Here is a 19,890-nt window from a genome sequence, read left to right on the forward strand (position 1 = left end):
TCCGCCGCCTGCAACGTCCCCACCGCTATCCCGATCTTCTTCGCCTGCCTTCTCAGGCTCTCCGGCTCCTCTTCTCTCAGCCTCCGTAGCACACTCATCTCTCTCCTCCTCTCCGGACGCTCTTCCTTGTCGAGACACCAAGGAGACGGAATTTCCTATTCCTCTAGTCAGTATAACAGTAGGTCATACCCTGTTCAAGGTTTCCTTTTCTAACGGAAATGAAGTTGAGACAAAGTTATCACAAACTACCATTTACTGTGATAGGGAAGCCGGCTATAGTAGATTCAGCAACAGATCGCGTCGTAACATAAAAAATACACTATTACTATTTATATCAGCAAAAAGGGCAGGTGGTGCCTGGCTGCGAAGCCGGGGGTAGAGGCCCAATAATGCCCAGTAATTCTATTGACCAGACGTATTGACATCAGAATAACTCTGAAGAGAGAGAGGCCATCACAATGGCAACCATGCCTTTTAGCGGCAAGAGCGTCTTGACTGCTTCTCATTGTCCCCAGTGTAGTGAGGACGAGCCGACTCCACCCGTCGGCAGTCGTAGCCTATCCAGGAGCCGGCAGGACCTGATTGCCGCCCTACGCGAGGAGCTGGGACCGAGCGAAGAGAGCGAGCATCTTATTGATTGGCTACTTGACATGTGGGAAACCATAGATCTCCTGATTGCCCGCTTTGGGGCGGCGCGTGCCTGGCAGATCATCGCCGCCCCCGCCGTCCTCCGGCCTCAGCCCATCAGCAGCGAGGAGCTAGCGGCGCACCTGCGTGGTGAAGAAAGCGCCCTCGCAGACCTGACTGCTACTTATCCCTAAGCACTCGCAAGGAAGGAGTCTGAGCGTGTTCACACGTCTCTGGAAGTGGCTACATCCCGTCCAGGCCGAGCAGGAGCAGGCAGAGCCGGCGCCGGCCCTCAGCCCCGAGCGCCAGAGCGACCGGCGCCGGCGCCTCACAGGCGTCCCCTACCTGCTACCCAAAGATCTGGACGAAATCAACCGCCTGGACTTTCAGCATTACGTCCTGCGCCTCGCACTGGGACGGCTCACCTTTGCCCCTATCGAAGAACAGCTTCGGCATGGGGGGCAGGTGCTCGACGTTGGCTGCGGCAGCGGTCGCTGGGCCATCGAGATCGCGCGCCTCTATCCCCTGACCCAGGTGACCGGCCTTGACCTCGAACAGGTCAAAGCCACGACCTCACCCCCCAACTACCGCTTTGTTCAGGGAAACATTCTAGAGGGCCTCCCCTTTGCCGACAGCACCTTTCTCTACACCCATCAGCGTTTCCTGGTGGCCGCTCTGCCCCTGGAACGCTGGCCGTGGGTAGTCCAGGAGCTGTACCGCGTCACCGCCCCAGGTGGCTGGATCGAATTGATCGAACTTGGCGCCGAGACGCGCAACGCTGGCCCTGGCCTGCAGCAGCTCATCGCCTGGGGACGTCAAGCCGCCGCCATGCGAGGGATCGATGGCACCCAGATGAACCGGCTGAGCCAATGGCTCCAACAAGCCGGCTGTCGCCAGATCCTCAGCCATACGCTCTGGCTGCCCGTCGGTGCCTGGGCTGGACGCCTGGGTCTCCTCTTCATACGCGACCTTGTCGCAGGCTTTAGCGGCCTGGAAGCGCCGGTTACCAGCATCTGCGGCCTCAGCCCTGAGCACTTTCGCCAGACCATCGCCGCCCTTGAGCAGGAATGTGATCAACACCGGACACAGTACGCCTGCTATCTAGCCGCGGGCCAGCGCTAAGCCCAGTGCGTCCCAACAGCGCCATTGACTTACGCAAGCCACTTCAGCATATCAGCACCGTGTCCCAGACCAATCGCGCCAAGCAAAGAAAGGAGAGAGCCGCAGTGACACGACGAGCCTTTCACAGGCCACGGGTTGCCACGCCCGGAGGCCTCAGCCCGCGAGAATGGCGCGTACTGGCCCTTGCCCGCCAGGGACTAGCCCGGCGACAAATTGCCGCTCAGCTCGGCATCAAAGTTGGAAGCGTCAATCTCTATTTCCAGCGCATCTACGAGACACTCGGCGTTCACTCCTGGCGCGAAGCAATCAAGAAAGCCCCCTGGGAGCAGTGTCCACCTGAAGCCTTGCCCAGGCCAGATGAACGACAGGAGCCGGCAGACCCTACGCGCCCAATTACTTGACCGTGCTGCTGCCCTAGGCAAGGAAGCCAGCTTCCGGGGGCGTCCTGAGCGGTCGCGATCCGCGACCGCTCAGGCGTCGCTCTCTCGCGCATCACTCAGGCGGCGCCCAACAGCCCGAGAACAACAGAAGAGGAGTTGATACCCATGCCCTTACGTGAAGAAGACGCCCGCTTTGCCATCGCACTCGACCTCATCCTCACCGATCCGGCCCGTCAACATATCGCCCTGATCCTGCGAGAAGATGAGCAGTGCTATGCTCTGGTCGGGGAAAAAATGCACTGGGGAGAGCGCGCAGACCAGGCCTTCCTGCGGGCCTTGCGCGAAGAACTAGGCCTGACAGAGATCCAGCCTGCTCGCATCAATGGCCTTCCCGACAAAAAGCTGCAGGCCAGCGGCATCCTACGCTGGCAGCTTGCCGGTCTCTTCGGCCTACTGCGACCACAGCGAGATCCGCGTTTCCTGCAGGCCCCGCTTGCCACACGCGCGCAGGTTCTCTCATTGACCTACCTGGTCGACTGCGACCTGGGACGTCTCCAGCAGAGCGCCAGGCTGGGAAGCAGCGTTCTTCAGCTTGAGATCTTCCAAGTGACAGCTCTGCCTCCCCTCTTTCTCGACCACGCCGAGCTAATCAGGCACATTTTCCAGGCAGAGCAACGCCAGCGGCTCCCCCTGATCTGCTAGCCTCTCGCCAAAAGCCAGAGCGACCGCCCATCACCTTCACCTTCTCTCCACAACAGAGGACCCTGAGCAGAGCCTTTTCCATTTGGCTCGCCCAGAGTCCTCCCTTCATCTCGTTCAGCCCAGGCACTGGAGTTGCGCCACAGCCAGGTTTGAAGCGTGCTGCGCTCCCTGACTGATTAGCTGGCTGACCGATTGACTGATGCCGCTTCGCGGGTCTTCCAATCAGCCCTGCGCTCGCTCAGCAGCCTTCAGAATAGCGCGCCGCGCCATCACACAGGCCATCTGCGCCCGATACTGCTTCGAACCGTGGATATCCTCCATCAGCTCCAGGCCCTCAGCCGCGTGGCTGGCCGCCTCAGCCACCGTCGCCTCATCCAGCTTCTTACCCAAGAGCGCCGCCTCCACCGCCGCCGCCCGCGTCGGCAGCGTACCCGCCCCCGTAATCACCACACTCGCCGCCGTGCAGGTGCCATCGGCCCCCAGCGTCACCACTGCCGCGCAGCCCGCGACCGCATAATGCGACGCCTTATTAGCCAGCTTCATGTAGGCGCTGCCCGTACGCTCCGGCGGCAGCGGGAAGCGAATCTCCGTCACCATCTCGCCCGGTTCCAGCGCCGTCGTGAAGGTCCCCAGAAAGAAATCATCTGCAGCAATACTACGCTCCCCCTGGGGACCCCGGACACGAATCTCCGCCTTCAGCGCGCGCACCGCCCCTGGCATATCCGCCGACGGATCAGCATGCGAAATACTCCCGCCAATCGTGCCCCGATTGCGCACCTGCGGATCACCAATCACCGAAGCGCACTCGGGCAAGAGGGCAAAATGTCGACGCAAGACCTCTGAACGCTCAATTGTTGCATAGGTCGTCAAAGCCCCCACCGCCACCACACCAGGCTCTTCCCGAATATAAGAAAGGCCAGGAATACGACCAATATCGATCAAGTGGGCCGGTTGAGCTAGACGCAGCTTCATCGTAGGGATCAGACTATGGCCACCGGCCAGCAGCTTTGCATCATCGCCATACTGTGAGAGCAGGGCAATGGCCTCATCCACCGAGGTCGCAGGATGATACTCAAAAGCGGCAGGAATCATCAGACATCTCCTCCTCGCATCGTACATCAAGGGTACGCAGACCAGCAGGCTTCCAAGCAGCCACCTTAACCAGAAGGCCGAGCGACCCGCCGGCCCGCGCCCCACCTCAGCCTTCGCCGTCATCGTTGACGTTCACCAGAGCAACAGAGGCGCACCGCGCCGCTCGGAGCCAGAGCTGACCACCTCAGGCCTGCGGCTGTGACGGTGCCTGTTGCTGCTGGATAATGCGCCAAATGCGCTCAGGTGTAAACGGCATATCGACATGCGGCAGACCGAGGGCATCGGCCACGGCCCCAGCGACCGCCGGCGTGGCCGCGATCGTCCCGGCCTCGCCCACACCCTTGACCCCCAGCGGATTATAAGGCGTCGGCGTCACTGTATGATCCAACTCAAAAGGCGGCAGCTCCGAAGCCAACGGCATTGCATAGTCCATGAAGGTCGAAGTAAGCAACTGGCCATTCTCATCGTAGACCACGCCCTCAAAGAGGGCCTGCCCGACCCCCTGGACAATGCCACCGTGGATCTGACCAGCCACCAACAACGGATTCAACTGGCGCCCACAGTCATCAACGGCCACATAACGCGTCAGATGCACCTCACCCGTATCCTTATCAATCTCCACGACGCAGATATGCGTCCCGAACGGGAAGGTACAAGCCTCCGGCTCAAAGAAAACCGTCGTCTCCAGGCCTGGCTCAATCCCCGGCGGCAAGGTATTCGAGAAATTGGCCGCCGCCGCCACCTCAGCGAAGGTCACCGCCTTCTGCGGCGCGCCAGCCACCGAGAACTTGCCATCCTCCAAGGTCACATCTGCCGGACTGGCCTCCAGCATATGGGCGGCGATCTGCTTCATCTTCTCCTTCAACTTCTGCACCGCATTATAGACCGCCGTACCGCCCACTGCCGTCGTGCGGCTGCCGTAAGTACCGCGTCCCTCGGGGGTCGAATCGGTATCGCCGTGGATGACCAGCACGCGCTCGATGGGGATACCAAACTCATCGGCGGCGATCTGCGCAAAGGTTGTCTCCTCGCCCTGTCCATGCGGCGAAGCGCCCGTATAGATCAGCACATCGCCACTCTGATCGACGCGCACCCGTGCGCTCTCATAGAGGCCAAAGGGCGTCAAGCCCTTGGGACCAATGCCGCAGATCTCCACATAGGAAGAGAGGCCAATGCCCATCAGCTTCCCCTGGGCCCGCTTCTGAGCCTGCTCGGCGCGCAACTGCTGATAGCCGATCAACTGCATGGCCTTCTCCAGGGCTGCCTGATAGTTGCCGCTATCGTAGACCGTCCCCGTGGCCATCTTATGCGGGAACTGCTCCGGCTTCACAAAATTGATCATGCGCACCTCAGCCGGGTCCTTGCCCAAAGCATGGGCCACCAGATCTACGGCGCGCTCCACCAGATAGGCCGCTTCGGGTCGCCCTGCGCCGCGATAGGCATCGGTCGGGGCCTTATTGGTGAAGACGATATCGCAACTGCCATAAGCTACCGGGATATCGTAGCAGCCGCAGATCATCGGCAGCGTGAAGGCAATGGCGATCACATCCGTAAAGAACTGCAGGTAGGCGCCCAGATCAGAGACCACATGGACCTTTAGACCGGTAATCTTGCCCTCGCGCGTTGCCGCTACCTCCACATAATCGATCTGGTCGCGTCCGTGGATGGTCACCGCCAGATTCTCGCTGCGGTCCTCAATCCACTTGACAGGGCGGCCCGTCTTCATGGCCGCGAAGGCCACGAGCGCCTCTTCCGGATAAATATTGAGCTTGCAGCCGAAGCCACCACCGACCTCGGGGACAATCACGCGCACCTGATGCTGTGGCAGACCAAGCTGCTCAGCCAGGTAGTTACGCAACAGATGGGGGATCTGCGAGGAGCTCCAGATGGTCAGCGTCCGATCCGCCTTGCGGAACTCGGCCACCACGCCGCGCGTCTCCATCGGCGAAGGGGCCAGACGCTGATTGACCATGCGCTGCTTGACAACAATACCGCCATTGGCCTGGGTCTCAGCAAAGACGCGATCGATCTCATCGGTTGGGGGGCGTACCGAAGCCGCGACATTGGTACCGAACTCTTCATAGAGCAAGGGCGCATCGGGTTGGGCTGCCTTCTCAGGATCAACGACCGCCGGCAGCGGCTCGTAGTCGACCTCGATCAGATCGAGCGCATCACGTGCCCCATAGCGGCTTTCGGCAATCACTACCGCCACCGGGTCGCCATAGAAACGCACCTTGCCCTCCGCCAGTGGGCCACGCCGGCCCATACCATTGGTGATGTGCGGCGGTAGCGGGGCCGCCACCGGGATGTTGCCAACGACCCCCTTGAGATCCTGGGCCGTGTAGACTGCAACCACCCCCGGCGCCTGCTTAGCAGCCTCGGTATTGATGCTGCGAATGCGGGCATGGCCATAGGGGCTGCGGAGAACCGCCATATAGAGCATGCCGGGGAGCTTAATATCATCAACGTAGGTCGCTTGACCGGTGATGAGACGGGGATCCTCGCGCCGCTTAATCGGCGTACCAACCAGTGCAGCAATACCCATAAGCAACCGTTCCTTTCTCCTCGTAACAGGCAACAGAGACGAATGGATAGAGGAGACCTGGTCAGTTCAACACAGCCAACACCGCCCGCTCGGCCCCGAACGGCAGGGCGAACGGCCTGCAGACAGCACTGTCTGAGCCAGGTAAGCAATCTTTCCGCTGGATGACTACGTGCACAATCGCCAGTAAACGAGTGAGCCTGGCCGTCACAGGCCGTGTTACCGCGCCGGGCGCGCCACTAGAGACGCACTCACGCGCCGGCCCAGACGAACCGCTGATGGTACTCGCGAGATGAGTGGGGTCATCGCTTGAACCTGGCTGGCCAGTGAGCAAGCGAGTGGGAGAAATAGCCGCCAGCCAGTCGCCGCGTCGATCTTACTCGCTGGCGCCCACAGGCTGCGAGGCTCCAGCCCGCATCTTCTCCGCCGCATATTGGACGGCCCGCACAATATTCTGGTAGCCCGTGCAGCGGCAGATATTGCCCTCTAGCCCTTTGCGGATCTCGGCCTCACTTGGGTTGGGGTTGGTCTTGAGCAACTGGTAGGCCGCCATGATCATGCCTGGCGTACAAAAGCCGCACTGCAGCCCATGCTTTTCCCAAAAGCCTTCCTGCAGCGGATGGAGCTGTCCCTCTGGAGCCAGGCCCTCAATGGTCGTAACCTCACAGCCGTCCGCTTGCACGGCCAGCACAGTGCAGGACTTGACTGCTTCGCCGTTGAGCAGCACAGTACAGGCTCCACACTGCGACGTGTCGCAGCCAATGTGCGTGCCCGTCAGGTCCAGCACATCGCGTAAATAGTGCACCAGCAACATGCGCGGTTCGACCTCTGAACGGTATTGTTGACCATTCACAGTCACCGTGATTTCGCGCTTCGTCGTCATTGGTGATACCTCCACATGTGGTCGGTTTGATCAGGCCCGTGAGTTTCTGCCCTCAGTTCAGTATACAGGGACCCAGGAACAGGAGGGCCTAGTGGGAACAGCTTCGCCTTTGGACGTCGGACTGCAGCAGTCGTCGTGGAATGGATGGGATGACCTGGGCGCACCGGCCATCGTCATCGATCTGTTACAAGGCCACAGGCGCTCAGATGCCCCTGCTTCGGCGCTGCTGGCTCTGGATGCTTCGCAAGTACGGGGAAAGGATCACCAGGGAGGCTCGCCAGATCGCTACCTCCCTGCCTCTTGCATGCGCGGTTTTCTCCTTCCTTTCTCGCTCCTTACACACGCCCAGAGAGAACGACCTTTTGAGCACCTTGCACGCTCGAGTCGCCCGCCGGCTCTCCCCCGCGCTCAGGCCCGCTGAGGCTCGCGCCAGGCCTCAAGCTCGCGGCAGCGCAAGATAACCACGGCTGCTTTTGCGCGGAGACAGCTCGCTGCAAACAAGCGCGCCAGACCGGCAAGAACTCGTTTCAGCTAACAGATAGAGAGTAGCATACGAATGGGCTGAGTGTCAATCGGCGCCAGGCCCGTCAGGCCGATTCCTTGCCCCTCCCCCGCTCGCTTGTGGTACAATATCCCTGATTTTCCAATAGCGTACAAAGTACACTAAGTGAGGAGGGCAACCGATGCATCGCCGCGCCCCCAGTGTGCACCCGGGATTGATGACCGACATGTATCATCCAGATGCTGCCTATGTGAGCTGGCGCACCGGTCGCAACGGCCTGGCGACCTTTGACCTCTACACGCGCACCGCCCCCTTTGGGGGTGCCTATCTCCTTGTGGCCGGTCTAGAGGCTGCGCTTGAATTTGTGCAGTCGTTCCGTTATACCGAAGAAGAGTTAACGTTTCTGGCGCGCATCCGCGACTACGACGCAGCCTTTTTGGATGAGCTAGCGAATCTGCGCTTTACTGGCGAGATCCTCGCTATGCCGGAAGGCTCAATCGCTTTTCCCAATGAGCCGATCCTGCGGGTAACGGCCCCCTTCCGCGAGGCCCTGCTGCTAGAAGCTGGCATTATGCAGGCCATGAACCTGGCGACGCTGATCGCCACCAAGGCCTCACGCATCGTCTACGCCGCCCAGCAGGGTCAGCCGCGCCGGGTGGCCGAATTCGCTTTTCGCCGGGCTCAGGAGCCAATGACAGTGGCGCGCGCGGCCTATATTGGCGGCTGCGCCAGTACCTCGCTACTCAACGCCGCCTATGAGTTCCGTCTCCCCGCGACCGGGACCGTCCCCCACGCGCTGATCGAACTCTTCGACAGCGAGGAGGAAGCTTTCGAGGCCATTGCTCAGGCCTATAACCGCTATACCTTGCTGCTGGACACCTATGATCCGCGCCGCGCGATCCACACAGCGATCGAGGTGGCGCTCCGGGCACAGGAAACCCTGGGCCACACGCTAGCCGCGGTTCGCATCGACAGCGGTGACCTGGTGGCCGACAGTCTCTATATCCGTGAGCAGCTTGATAAGGCAGGTCTGCAACATGTGCGCATCTTGGCGAGCGGCGACCTGGACGAGTGGAAGATTCTGGAGCTGCTCCAGGCCGGTGCGGCTATCGATGCCTTCGGGGTTGGCACAGCCCTGGGCAGCGGGGCTGGCTCGGTGGAGCGCGGCATCGCTGGCGGCTCACTCGGAGCGGTCTACAAGGAAGTCTGGTATGTCGACGAGAACGGCACCGAGTACCCGAAAGTGAAGCTGGCCAGTGAGAAATCAACCTGGCCGGGCAAGAAGGAGATCTATCGTCACCCCCAGTGGGAAGAGGATGTAGTCCAACTGGCACATGAGCCGGCCCCTGCGGGCTATCACCGCCTGCTAAAGCCGGTCATGCGCAATGGTGAGATGGTTCCTGGCAGCCTGCCGCCTCTCTCGGAGATCCGCGAGCTGGCTCAGCAGAATCTGGCCGCGCTGCCCGAGAAGTACCGGGCTTTGACGGTTCAGGAGCCTTACCCGGTGCGCTTCAGCGAGGGCTTGCAGGTGTTACGCCGCCAGGCGGCGCGCATTGTTGGGGTAGAGCTACCTGAGTAGCCGAGGAGTATGGGCAGGCAAGGCGGACGGCAGCCATCTTTAAGGGCACGCGCTCGCTCTGCTCTGCCCGCTTAACGTTGGTGCGCCGGCTCTGGACAGGGGATCTGGCTGACGGAGTTGTGCCGCTCGGGCTTCTGGGACCTGATGGCAAGCGCTGCCGCCTTCTCTCCCGCGTGGGGTATAATGCTGAGAAGCCGATTCGTGCGAGGATGCCATGAAGCGCTCGATCAAGGAAGGACTTTCTAAGGAAAGGGGAAGAGAGCATGGCTGAGCGCGCCACTGAGCCGCCCGAGCTGGCTGAGACTCAGGACAAGCCCCCCACTCAACAAGAGCAGGCAGCCTGTACAGACCCGGCGTTGGTCGCCTGCCAGCCAAGGCCGGCAGAGGGGCCTGCAACGGAAGGGGTGACCTTCACGGGCGAGTCTACAGAGACCGTGCTTTGGACGCCTGGCTTTATTGTGGTCTTCGCCTTGACTCTTGGTCTGGGCCTCAGCGTCGAGTGCCTCCTGACCAACGGTTGGCAGGCCCATCTCTACGGTGGCAACTGGCCCCAGCTTGCTCATCTGGCGGCCTTGCTCTCGCTCTGGCTCGCGCTCCTGGTCCGGGGGCGTACGGCCTGGGTCCGCCTGGGAGCCATTTTCGGCTGCCTGTGGGCCTGCTTCGTAGGAATCAACCTGCTTTTCAATCTGCGCGCCAGCACGCAGCCGGCGACAGTGGCCTATTTGAACGTCTCGGGGAATCTCTCTTTGCTGGGCATGTACCTCTGTTTCGCTACGGAGCAGGCCCGCTCTCCTCGCTGGGATAGCTGGTTCTTCGCTCTGGCCCTGGTGGGAGGTAGCGGCGCTGTTCTGCTTGATTATCTGCTGACAGCCCCGGACCAGCGTTCCCTGGTGACGGTCGCTGACGCGATTGCTGCTGTTGCGCTCTGGTTAGGGCTGCTGGTCTGGTGGCTGCGTCCTGTCTGCTGGCGTCTCCACCCTGGCCCAACCTTCCTTTTCGGACTGTTCCCGATCATCATCCTGATCCTCTCTATCCCCGGCATCACCAACAGCTTTAACAATCTGTTCTTTCTCCAGGTGGCCGATCTTTGTCTGCTCCTTGGTGGCTTACGCCTGCTGCAAGCGCAGCGTCTTCTCTCCCGCTCCTGAGTGGGACCGGCAGGTCAGGGCACCACGCCTGGCCTGCTCATGCGTTCTCTTTGTTGTAAGGCCAGGGTAGGAGAAGCACAAGACGGCCAGGAACAGCCAGAGCCAGGCCGGCCATGTGGCTCATTCCACTCGCCCCCAGCCGGTGGGTTCTTATTTTTCATCAGGAGGTAAGAGGCTACGATGTCTGCGCAGTCCGAGTCCCAGCGCCTCGACGATCTGCATGCCACGCTCGCGATCAGCGCCGAGGAGGCCCACACTGGTACCAGCCGCGTCCTGACTTTGCCTGACGGGCGCCGGCTCCCGATTACGCTGCCAGCGGGCATACAATCAGGCCAGCGGATCAGCTTTGCTGGCCAGGGGCGACGCCGTGGGGACGGCTCCTATGGCTCGCTGCATCTGACAATTACGGTCCTGCCTGGACCACCAGCGACGCCATCGGCACCCGACTTGCTCGAGGAGGAGGTTCCCACTCTGCTGAGCAGCCAGCCAGGACAGCGAGCAGCGCCGGCCAGCCCCATCATCCCCAAATTGCCACCAGGCTCACCCCCGGTCTCAACTCCACAGGGGCCAGCCCCCGGCCTTGCTTCTCAGCCGTCAGCGCCCTCTCCTGGCAGTCAGAGGCGCTGGTCGCGACCGCATACGCTTCTGATCACTGCCCTGGCCATTGGGCTGCTGCTGGCCAGCAGCCTGGGCTTTCTTGTGGAGCAGCACCAGCAGCCGTGCTGGCTGCTGGCTAACGCCACCGCGACCAGCGGGGCTTTGACCGCTGCTGCTGCCACCAGGCAGGCGGCATGGCGCACCAGCACTGTCACTCAGGCGACAACGGCAGCCCAGGCCACCGCCTCGACTATCGCCGCCTACCCTAACCCCTACCCGCCAGGAGGCGGCAGACTGATCCTCTACACGCCGCTGAGCGATCCGCGCAATAGCATCGGCTGGGAAACCGGCAGGCATTGCGCCTTTCAGGCCGGCGCCTACCATGTGATGGCCCAGGACCCGCGCTTCTTTGAGGCCTGCAGCAATGGCATTGGCTATAGCGACTTCGTCCTAGAGGTCGAAATGACCATTGTCAAGGGAGATCAAGGCGGGCTGCTTTTCCGTGGCGATATCGATAACGATCGCTATTATCTGTTTCAGACTGATACCAGCGGCTTTTGCTCCCTGTTTGCCTATACCGGTGGAGACGGCGATCAGGCAGAGGAATTGTCGCGGAGTATCGCCATTGGTTTTCAGCGCGGTCACAGCGCATCTAACCTGCTGGCTCTGGTTGTCCGCGGCTCCAGCCTGACACTGTATCTCAATCATGAGCCAGTGATCAAGGTCACCGACGGACGCTACCGCGCAGGTCAGTTGGCATTGCTGGCAGTGCCATTTGTCGAGAGCGGCCAGGCCACAGAGGTAACCTATCGCCATCTCAAAGTCTGGACTTTCTAAATCCCGTGCAGATGGTGTATAATACCCAGCCAGGGAAAAGCGACTGATCCACGCGGCATGGCTAGCTGCCAGCCAGACGGCTAGCCAGCGCAGGGTAGGCAGGCATAGAGGAGAGAGAAGCAGAGCACTTGCAGAGAAAGAAGCATGCACGCAAAGCCTAGAGGCTCGGAGAGGGACGATCCATTATGACCACAACTGCCACCATTCCTAAGGGGAAGTATCACATCTGGACGGTCGGCTGTCAGATGAATCAGGCCGACTCGCAGCGCATTCAGAGCATGCTGGATGAACTGGGCTGGGAGGAAACGAGCCTGGAACAGGCCAATCTGGTAGTGCTTAATACCTGCAGCGTGCGCCAGGCGCCCGAGGAGAAGGCCCATAATCTGCTTGTGCGTCTCAAGCAGATGAAGGAGCGGCGCGGCGACTTGCTGATTGCTCTGATGGGCTGCATGATCGGCAACCAGAAGACCATCGACGAGCTGACACGCCGCTATCCCCATATTGATTTGCTCTTCAAGGTAGAGCAGGCGGATATCCTGCCGCGCTTCCTCGAAGAGCGCTGGACGCCTATCTCCGGGGCGGGCTGCCTGGACATCGAGTATCAGGATGAGAGCGGCCAACTGCATCAGTTGCAGCCGCCCACTCCAACAGAGGAAAGGGAGGAGCGCCCCCGCCAGAGCCAGCCGGCGCCGACTATCGCGACTTCGCTCAGCCGCAGCGGTCAGCGCACCGTGCTACCGATGGCGATCACGCCACGGCCTGGTGAGCGCGTCGCCCACTATCCGACCAAGATTGAGGCGCGCTACGTGGCGCCTACCGCCTGGCTACCGGTGATTTTGGGCTGCAATAAGGTCTGCACGTACTGCATCGTACCTTATCGCCGGGGTCGTGAGCGCAGTCGCCCGCTGGATGAGGTTTACGCCGAGGCCCAGTCGTTGGTAGCCAAGGGAGCGCGTGAGCTGACGCTGCTGGGGCAGACAGTCGAGGCCTATGGTCTCGACCTACCGGGCCAGCCAGACCTGGCCGACCTGATGGAGAAGCTGAGCGAGATCGAGGGTCTCAAGCGCATTCGCTTTATGACCTCCTACCCGCGCCATATGACGGATCGCATGATTCAGCGCATGGCGGCTCTGCCCAAGGTCTGCGAGCACGTCAATATTCCTGTGCAGTCGGGCGACGATGCCGTCCTGCGTCGCATGAAGCGTGGCTATACGATCGCCGAGTATCGCGAGCTGATCGCCAAACTGCGGGCCTGGTGGCCTGGGGTCACGCTCTCGACCGACGTCATTGTCGGTTTCTGCGGCGAGACCGAGGAGGAGTTTCAGCATACGCTCGATCTGCTGGAGGAGATCCGCTTCGATGTGGTCCATGTGGCCGCCTACTCCCCGCGCCCGGGTACAGTAGCGGCCCGCTGGCCCGATGATGTGCCGCTGGCTGAGAAGAAACGGCGGCTGCACGCCGTTGAGGAACTGCAAGCCCGCATTGCGCTGGAGCTGAATCAGCAGTATGTGGGACGGGTGGAGGAGGTCCTGATCGAGGAGAGCAATACACTGCATGGCCGCCGTCAGTGGAAGGGCCGCAACCGCGGCAATAAGCTGGTCTACTTCCCTCCCGCTGATGACGAAGGTCATCAGTCCTTCCATGATGGGCGCGAGGCAGGCATCGACCTTGACGCCCTGCGCCCCGGCGACCTGGTGCAGGTGCGTATCGAACGCGCTACCGCCTGGTCCTTGCAGGGTTGCGCAGTTGCGGTATAATAGGCGGGCCAGGTTCTGGCCCGTGGTATTTTGCAGTCTGTTCGTAGATGGAGGTGGCATCTGATGACGCAAGCGCTCTCGGCGGAGGAGAAGGCCCGGCTAAAGAAGCAGTGGACGGAGCTGGCCATTCAGCAGGCTCTGGCAAGCCAGTGGCAGGAGGCGGTCGTTACCAATCGCAATATCTTAAGTCTTTTCCCAAACGAGGCCGAGGCCTACAATCGCCTGGGCAAGGCCTATCGCGAGCTGGGCATGTACGCTGAGGCCCGCGAGGCCTACTCCCAGACGCTGAAGCTCAATCCCAATAATACGATCGCTCGCAAGAATCTGGAGCAGCTCGCCCTTATCCAGGAGGATCAGGCGCGCGTCAATGCCGCAACTGTTGCTATCGATCCGGTCATCTTCAATGAGGAACCTGGCAAGCGGACAACCACCGACCTGATCAACCTGGCCGAACCCCAGGTTCTGGCCCGGGTCAGCACCGGCGAGAAGGTCCAGCTTGAGCGCGATGGCCATGCGATCTATGTGCGCTCCGCCACGGGCGAGCGGATCGGCCAGATTGAGCCGCGGCTGGCTAACCGCTTGATCACCTTGATGGAGCATGGCAATCGCTACGAGGCCGCGATCTCAACGCTGGATAACAGTCATGTCCGCGTGGTGATCAGTGAGTCGTATCAGCATCCAAGCATGGTGGGTACGGTGAGCTTCCCGGCCCAGGCTGGTGGTGAACTCGTCAGGCCGTACACGAAGGATAGCATGCTGCGCTACGACCGCGACGAGGAGGATGAGCTGCTCAGCGAGGATGAGTACTACGAGGGCACCGAGGAGAGCGATGAGTTCGGCGACCTCGATTTCGAGACCGGCACTGACGTCGAGGAGTAGAGAAGGTCGTTTCTCGCTCCCTCGGGCCGGCGCGGTGTCCGCTCTTGTGGGCACTGCCTCCTCTCTGGGGTGTTTGCCGGTCGCTGGATGCTGCTGTGTTGGTCCTCTTCGGTGCTCATCACAGGACACGCAGACTACTCTGATCTGGAAAGAGGTTGCGCTCTACTATGAATAAGCGGAAACGCGTCGCTCTTCGCAAGCATCGCATTAAGGAGAAAAAGCGCAGGGAGAAGCGCAAGGCTCAGCGAGCTAGCGCGAGTACGGCTTCGAATACGGCGCGGCGGTAACGCCGCGCTTCCCTCTTGTATGGAGGCGCTGCGATGACTAGCCCGTCCCCCGCTTCAGCGGCGACGGTGCGCAATGTGCTCACCTTGCTCGCGTCCCGCGACGCCCAGCTCGTGGCCGGCGCTGAGGGGTTAGAGCGTCGCGTGACCTGGGCCTTGCGAATGCGCGCCCGCCTGCCGGCTTTTGAGAGTATCCGTGGTGGTGAGTTGGCTCTGCTGAGTTTGACGCAGTTGCGCCGCCTGGATGAGACGCTGCCCCATTTGCTGCAGACGCTGCATCGGGAGGGGATCGCTGCGGTAGCTGTGGCCGCCCCTTCGATTGAGGCCCTCGGCTCGGAGGCGGAGGCCGTGGCCAATCGCCTGCACCTTCCGCTCATCTACCTGCCAGCCTCGGCTCCGCTGGAGGAGATTGTGCGCGAGGTGATTACCTTTGTGGCCAGCTTCCGCAGCGAGATTGAGCGCCGCGCTACCGAGGTGGCTCACCAGTTGATGCAGCTCAGCGTCCAGGGCGTCGGTATCCAGGGCCTGTGCGAGCATCTGGCGCGTGTGACCGGGAAGTGGGTGGTAGTGCAGGATGCTGACTATGCGCCGCGCTGGCAGGTGGCTCCTCCCAGCGCTCTGCCAGAGGGTATGCTGCCCTCCCACCTGCCTTCTTTGCTGGATGATGACCTGCTGCGTCAGGAGGGCCTGGCGCGCGTCGTGGTTCCGATTTTAATCCGCCACGAGATTGTCGGCTACCTCTCTTTGATCGGCAGAGAGCAGACTTTCGATTATCAAGAGCGCCTCTTGCTGGGCCAGGTCTCGCCTATTCTGGCGCTGGAGTTTGTGCGCGAGCGCGAGCGCAGTGAGGTAGAGAGCCGCTATCAGTTGGAGGCTTTTCTGGATGTAGTTCAGGGCAACTACCAGCAGCCGGAGGAGATGCAGGCGCGCGCTCGCTTGTTGGGCCACGATCTGACCCCTCCTCAGGTGGTGGTGGTCTTTGAGCTGTCACCTCAGCATGCTACACCCCCTACCGGGACAATTATCGCCGGCTGGAGCCGGCGCGTGCGGGAGGAGTTGCTGCGCTCCTGGCCTATGGCCTGGGTGGTCACGGAGCAGCAGCGCGTGACAGCCTTGCTGCCTCTCGGCGATCTGCGTACGGGTAGCGGCGATGCGCGCTCTGACCATGAGTTGGAGCAGGCGCTCTTTTCGCGCCTGGAACGAGTCCACAACCGTATTCTGCAAAGCACCAATTTCCTTAAAGGGGAGACTGCCGCCGCCTCCGGCGGTACCCGCTCAGTAGCACGCGGGGAGAGTGATCCTCTCTATTCCGTCGGCATCGGACGCATCGCGCAGCAGATCCAGGGCATCGGACAGTCGATGCGCGAGGCCCAGCAGGCCCTGGAGATCGGGCGCCGCCTCTTCGGTGAGGGCCGCCTGCATTCGTTCGCTCGCCTGGGGATCTATCGCCTGCTCTTCCATCTCTATGGCCATGAGGAGCTGACGGCTTTCTACCGCGAGACGCTCGGCCCCTTGCTGGAGCACGATAGCCGCGGCGGGGAGCTGATCGAGACGCTGGAGTGCTTTTTCCGCTGTAATGGGAACCTTAGTGAGGCGGCCCGCGCTATGCATATGCACCGCAATTCTCTGCTCTATCGTCTTGAGCGCATCGAGGAGCTACTTGGACAGTCGCTTGAAGATTCGGAGCTGCGCCTCTCTTTACAGATTGCCCTCAAAATTCGCTATATGCTGCAGGATCGCTGAAATACGCTCTTTCTCCATCTCATTGTTCGTCCCGCCCGTCTCCTTGTCAGGCTTGATCCGTAGCAGGGGTATGCCTTCGCTCGAGCCGAAATCTCAGCCATAGCCCGATGGTCAGGAATAGCTATCAGACAGCTATCATTGTGCTATCCTTTACAGGGGTGTACCACGATGACCCAAGAGTAAAGAGCAGGGCCATTCTTCCCAACTTTTGGCGGCGCGCCGGCTGCGCTTTCTACTTGCAAAGAGGCAAGGATCGACCCAGGGCGTTTTTCTCTCATCAGTATGGCTACCTCTCAGGAGAGCTGGCTTTTGATGCGATGACGGCAACGGAGGTCCTGCCTGTCATGAATGCAGGCCGCCGAGAAGCGGTCATGAGTCGAGGGTCTTGAGTGAGTGCAACTGAGCTACAGCGAAGAGAGGACTGCTGGCATGCGCATTGCGGTTTTGTCGGACATTCATGGGAATCCGATTGCGTTGGAGGCCGTTCTAGCCGATATTCAGACGCAGGGGCCAATTGACGAGTATTGGATTCTGGGCGATCTGGTCGCCATTGGTTATGATCCTGTGACTGTGCTGGAGCGGGTGACGAAGTTGCCGCGGGTGCGTTTTACGCGCGGCAATACGGATCGTTATGTTGTCAGCGATGAGCTTCCCATTTCGATTGAGCAGATCCGAGCCCAGGGCCGCCTTGAGATGCTTCCGAAACTGCTGAGCACGGTGAAAAGTTTCGCCTGGACGAAAGGGTATGTGACTGCAACCGGCTGGCTGGATTGGTTGAGCCGTTTGCCTTTGGAGCAGCGGCTGACCTTGCCCGATGGTACGCGCTTGTTGGGCGTGCATGCGGCCCCAGGTACCGACGATGGCCCTGGTATTCATCCCCGCTTGAGTGAAGCGGAGTTAGAGGCTCTGGTAAAGGACTGTAATGCCGATCTGATCTGCGTCGGCCATACGCATATTCCGCTCGATCGTACTGTGGCTGGTGTGCGGGTGGTGAATTTGGGCAGTGTGAGTAATCCGGTGACCCCGGAGCTGGTGGCCAGCTATGCGATTGTGAAGGCCAATAATAGCGGTTACCAGCTTCAGTTACGGCGCGTTCCTTATGATCGAGAGGCCGTGATGGAGGCGATCCGGCGCGTGCGTCATCCGGCCGGCGATTATTTGCTGGGCTACATGCGCGGGGAATATGTCGCCAGAAAGGGTTGATTGCAGGCAGGTTAAGCGCGCCCAGGCCGGGTCAGGTCCGGCCAGGCCTGGCCTGGCCCTCTACCTCTTTCCTGGCAGTCTGCTTGTTGGTCGATTCGCTGATCGGTCGACTGCTGGCTGATGGGCTAGAGGGGAGGAATGAGAGCAGGCTGCCTTTTCCCGCCGGGGGAGCTGGTTGGACGGCTAGGTGACCAAGCCCGCGAGGTTGTGACTCATTCCGCTATACCAGGGTTAGGAGCTATGACCGATTATTGTGGTCAGCAGTTTGGCCATTATCGCTTAGAGCGTTTGCTAGGGGCGGGAAGTTTTGCCCAGGTCTATCTGGCGACCCATGTGCACTTGCAGACGCAGGTCGCTGTCAAGGTGCTGCACGCGGCACTCGGCCCCGAGGCGGTCGAGCAGTTCCGCCGTGAGGCGCGTACCATTGCCGCTCTGGTGCATCCGCATATCGTGCGAGTGCTGGATTTCGGTCTCCATGAGGGGCATCTGCCCTATCTGGTGATGGACTATCTGCCAGGCGGCTCGCTGCGCCAGCGCTATCCGCGTGGGAGTCGTTTGCCGCTGGCGCTGGCTTTGAGCTATGTGCGCCAGGCGGCGGAGGCACTGCAGTATGCCCACGAGCGACGCATCGTGCATCGGGATGTGAAGCCGGAGAATATGCTGCTGGGAGAGGATGGCCTGCTGCGGCTGGCGGATTTCGGCATTGCGACTATCCTGGAGACAACGGGGTCGCTGGGCCAGGCTGTGGAGGGCACGGCTGGTAGTCAGAATCTGGCGGGGACGGTGCTCTATATGGCCCCAGAGCAGATTCAGGCCCACCCACGCCCGGAGAGCGATCAGTATGCGCTGGCGGTGGTGCTCTATGAGTGGCTCTGTGGAGCGCCGCCTTTTACGGGCAACTTTGCCGAGGTGGCAGTGCGCCATTGCACGGTGATGCCACCTCCTCTACGCGCCCAGGTGCCTGAGCTACCGCCGGCGGTAGAGGAGGTCATTCTGCGGGCTTTGGCCAAGGATTGGCGCGCCCGCTTCCCTTCGGTGCGCGCTTTTGCGGAGGCGCTGGAGCAGGTCAGCGGGGTGGCGGTGCTCATGGCTGGCGCCGGCGCGTCGCTGCCTTTGTCGGCGTCTGGGGGAGGCCTCCTCTCGGCTGGAGCCGCCGCGGCCCTGCCAACAGAGCAGGCTCCTGTTGCTTTTTCATATTATGCTGAGACGGGGGCGCCTCCGCCGCGCCTGCCTCCACCGCCAATGGCCCTGAATTATTTGCCGCTCCTGCGTGGCCCAGTCAGGCCGAAGCAGCTTCTCTATCTGGCTATCTACGCTGTTGTGCTGATTGTGCCGTTCCTGCCATTGTTGTTACTGCGCCCACCTTTACAGACGCTGGGCTTGCCTCTCTGGCTCTATACAGCAATCGGTGGCTCGCTGGTGGGCAGCGGCACATTGCTGGCTGGGGCACTGTGGGGAAGCTGGCGCGGAGCAGTGGTCAATGGAGTCTATGCGCTCTTTCTGGCGACGATCAGTCTGACAGGGCATTGGCTGTCATTTTCTCCATTTCTGCTCATGCCTCCTATAGCGGCGCTGCTGACTGGTTGGATCTATGAGCGCCGTACGCTGCGCGGTCTGGGGCGGGCGCTCTTAGCTTTGCTGCCAGGCGCTTTGCTGCTGGTGCTGGGGCCGCTGCTGGGCAATCTGTTGGGAAAGACAGGCATGGCCGAGGTCACGCTGGCTTTGCTGGTGACGCTGGCAACGTTGATCCCTGGTCTGACGAACGGGCTGTTGTGGAGTGTGCTGGCGTCCCTGCTGGTGATGCTTCTGGTCAGCGCTCTGGTTGAGATGGCCCTGCAGCAATGGCTCGAGCGCCAACAGGGTTGAGGGCACAGGGGAGGGAGACCAATGTTTTGCTCCTGCTTCCAGCCTACGCCTGTCTCTCTCTGCCTTTACCACACCGGCAGCTCTAACCCCAGATAGGCCATCGCTTCCTCCCTCCTGTAGACGTGCAGCCACAGCCCTCCCCCTTCC

Annotated in this window: 16 protein-coding genes; 13 read left to right on the forward strand and 3 right to left on the reverse strand. The window is 61.1% G+C overall.

The window, feature by feature from the left end:
* The first annotated feature begins 458 nt into the window (after positions 1-458).
* The 4 genes from IRZ24_RS05330 to IRZ24_RS05345 all read left to right on the forward strand — a co-directional run bounded on the left by IRZ24_RS05330 (position 459) and on the right by IRZ24_RS05345 (position 2,831).
* On the forward strand, positions 459-821 hold the full coding sequence (locus IRZ24_RS05330) for a hypothetical protein (protein ID WP_297160931.1): 363 nt from the start codon (positions 459-461) through the stop codon (positions 819-821).
* A gap of 25 nt (positions 822-846) precedes the next feature.
* Positions 847-1,749 carry a class I SAM-dependent methyltransferase gene (locus IRZ24_RS05335; protein WP_297160933.1) on the forward strand — a complete coding sequence of 301 codons (903 nt, stop codon included), beginning with the start codon at positions 847-849 and terminating at the stop codon, positions 1,747-1,749.
* Positions 1,750-1,853: 104 nt separating this feature from the next.
* On the forward strand, positions 1,854-2,150 hold the full coding sequence (locus IRZ24_RS05340) for a helix-turn-helix transcriptional regulator (protein ID WP_297160936.1): 297 nt from the start codon (positions 1,854-1,856) through the stop codon (positions 2,148-2,150).
* A 144-nt stretch (positions 2,151-2,294) separates the two neighbouring features.
* Complete coding sequence (locus IRZ24_RS05345) at positions 2,295-2,831, forward strand: NUDIX domain-containing protein (RefSeq protein ID WP_297160938.1); 537 nt, start codon at positions 2,295-2,297, stop codon at positions 2,829-2,831.
* Positions 2,832-3,053: 222 nt separating this feature from the next.
* Here IRZ24_RS05345 and IRZ24_RS05350 read toward each other — a convergent pair whose 3' ends face one another.
* The 3 genes from IRZ24_RS05350 to IRZ24_RS05360 all read right to left on the reverse strand — a co-directional run bounded on the left by IRZ24_RS05350 (position 3,054) and on the right by IRZ24_RS05360 (position 7,348).
* Entirely contained in the window at positions 3,054-3,923 is an 870-nt protein-coding gene (locus IRZ24_RS05350; protein WP_297160940.1) for a xanthine dehydrogenase family protein subunit M, read from the reverse strand.
* A gap of 184 nt (positions 3,924-4,107) precedes the next feature.
* The gene (locus tag IRZ24_RS05355) at positions 4,108-6,468 is read right to left on the reverse strand and encodes a xanthine dehydrogenase family protein molybdopterin-binding subunit (protein WP_297160942.1); all 2,361 of its coding nucleotides are present in this window, start codon (positions 6,466-6,468) and stop codon (positions 4,108-4,110) included.
* 373 nt (positions 6,469-6,841) lie between these two features.
* Positions 6,842-7,348: a (2Fe-2S)-binding protein gene (locus IRZ24_RS05360; RefSeq protein WP_297160944.1), complete on the reverse strand. Its 507-nt coding sequence runs from the start codon at positions 7,346-7,348 to the stop codon at positions 6,842-6,844.
* Between the two features lie 91 nt (positions 7,349-7,439).
* Between IRZ24_RS05360 and IRZ24_RS05365 the strand changes: the two genes are divergently transcribed.
* From IRZ24_RS05365 to IRZ24_RS05405, 9 genes are all read left to right on the forward strand, one after another.
* Positions 7,440-7,769, forward strand: a complete 330-nt coding sequence (locus IRZ24_RS05365; RefSeq protein ID WP_297160946.1) for a hypothetical protein — start codon at positions 7,440-7,442, stop codon at positions 7,767-7,769.
* A gap of 262 nt (positions 7,770-8,031) precedes the next feature.
* The gene (gene pncB, locus IRZ24_RS05370) at positions 8,032-9,429 is read left to right on the forward strand and encodes a nicotinate phosphoribosyltransferase (protein WP_297160948.1); all 1,398 of its coding nucleotides are present in this window, start codon (positions 8,032-8,034) and stop codon (positions 9,427-9,429) included.
* A 263-nt stretch (positions 9,430-9,692) separates the two neighbouring features.
* Entirely contained in the window at positions 9,693-10,577 is an 885-nt protein-coding gene (locus IRZ24_RS05375; protein WP_297160950.1) for a hypothetical protein, read from the forward strand.
* A gap of 180 nt (positions 10,578-10,757) precedes the next feature.
* The gene (locus tag IRZ24_RS05380; protein ID WP_297160952.1) at positions 10,758-12,011 is read left to right on the forward strand and encodes a DnaJ C-terminal domain-containing protein; all 1,254 of its coding nucleotides are present in this window, start codon (positions 10,758-10,760) and stop codon (positions 12,009-12,011) included.
* Positions 12,012-12,196: 185 nt separating this feature from the next.
* Entirely contained in the window at positions 12,197-13,768 is a 1,572-nt protein-coding gene (locus tag IRZ24_RS05385) for a MiaB/RimO family radical SAM methylthiotransferase (protein WP_297160954.1), read from the forward strand.
* Positions 13,769-13,831: 63 nt separating this feature from the next.
* Positions 13,832-14,647: a tetratricopeptide repeat protein gene (locus tag IRZ24_RS05390; protein WP_297160957.1), complete on the forward strand. Its 816-nt coding sequence runs from the start codon at positions 13,832-13,834 to the stop codon at positions 14,645-14,647.
* Between the two features lie 320 nt (positions 14,648-14,967).
* Positions 14,968-16,674, forward strand: coding sequence for a helix-turn-helix domain-containing protein (locus IRZ24_RS05395; RefSeq protein WP_297160958.1), 1,707 nt, complete (start codon positions 14,968-14,970; stop codon positions 16,672-16,674).
* A gap of 429 nt (positions 16,675-17,103) precedes the next feature.
* Complete coding sequence (locus IRZ24_RS05400; RefSeq protein WP_297160960.1) at positions 17,104-17,877, forward strand: metallophosphoesterase family protein; 774 nt, start codon at positions 17,104-17,106, stop codon at positions 17,875-17,877.
* A 240-nt stretch (positions 17,878-18,117) separates the two neighbouring features.
* A complete protein-coding gene (locus IRZ24_RS05405; protein WP_297160962.1) occupies positions 18,118-19,743 on the forward strand; it encodes a serine/threonine-protein kinase in 1,626 nt (541 codons plus the stop codon).
* Positions 19,744-19,890: the final 147 nt, after the last annotated feature.

Origin of the sequence: Thermogemmatispora sp. (assembly GCF_019683755.1) — a bacterium.
GTDB lineage: Bacteria > Chloroflexota > Ktedonobacteria > Ktedonobacterales > Ktedonobacteraceae > Thermogemmatispora.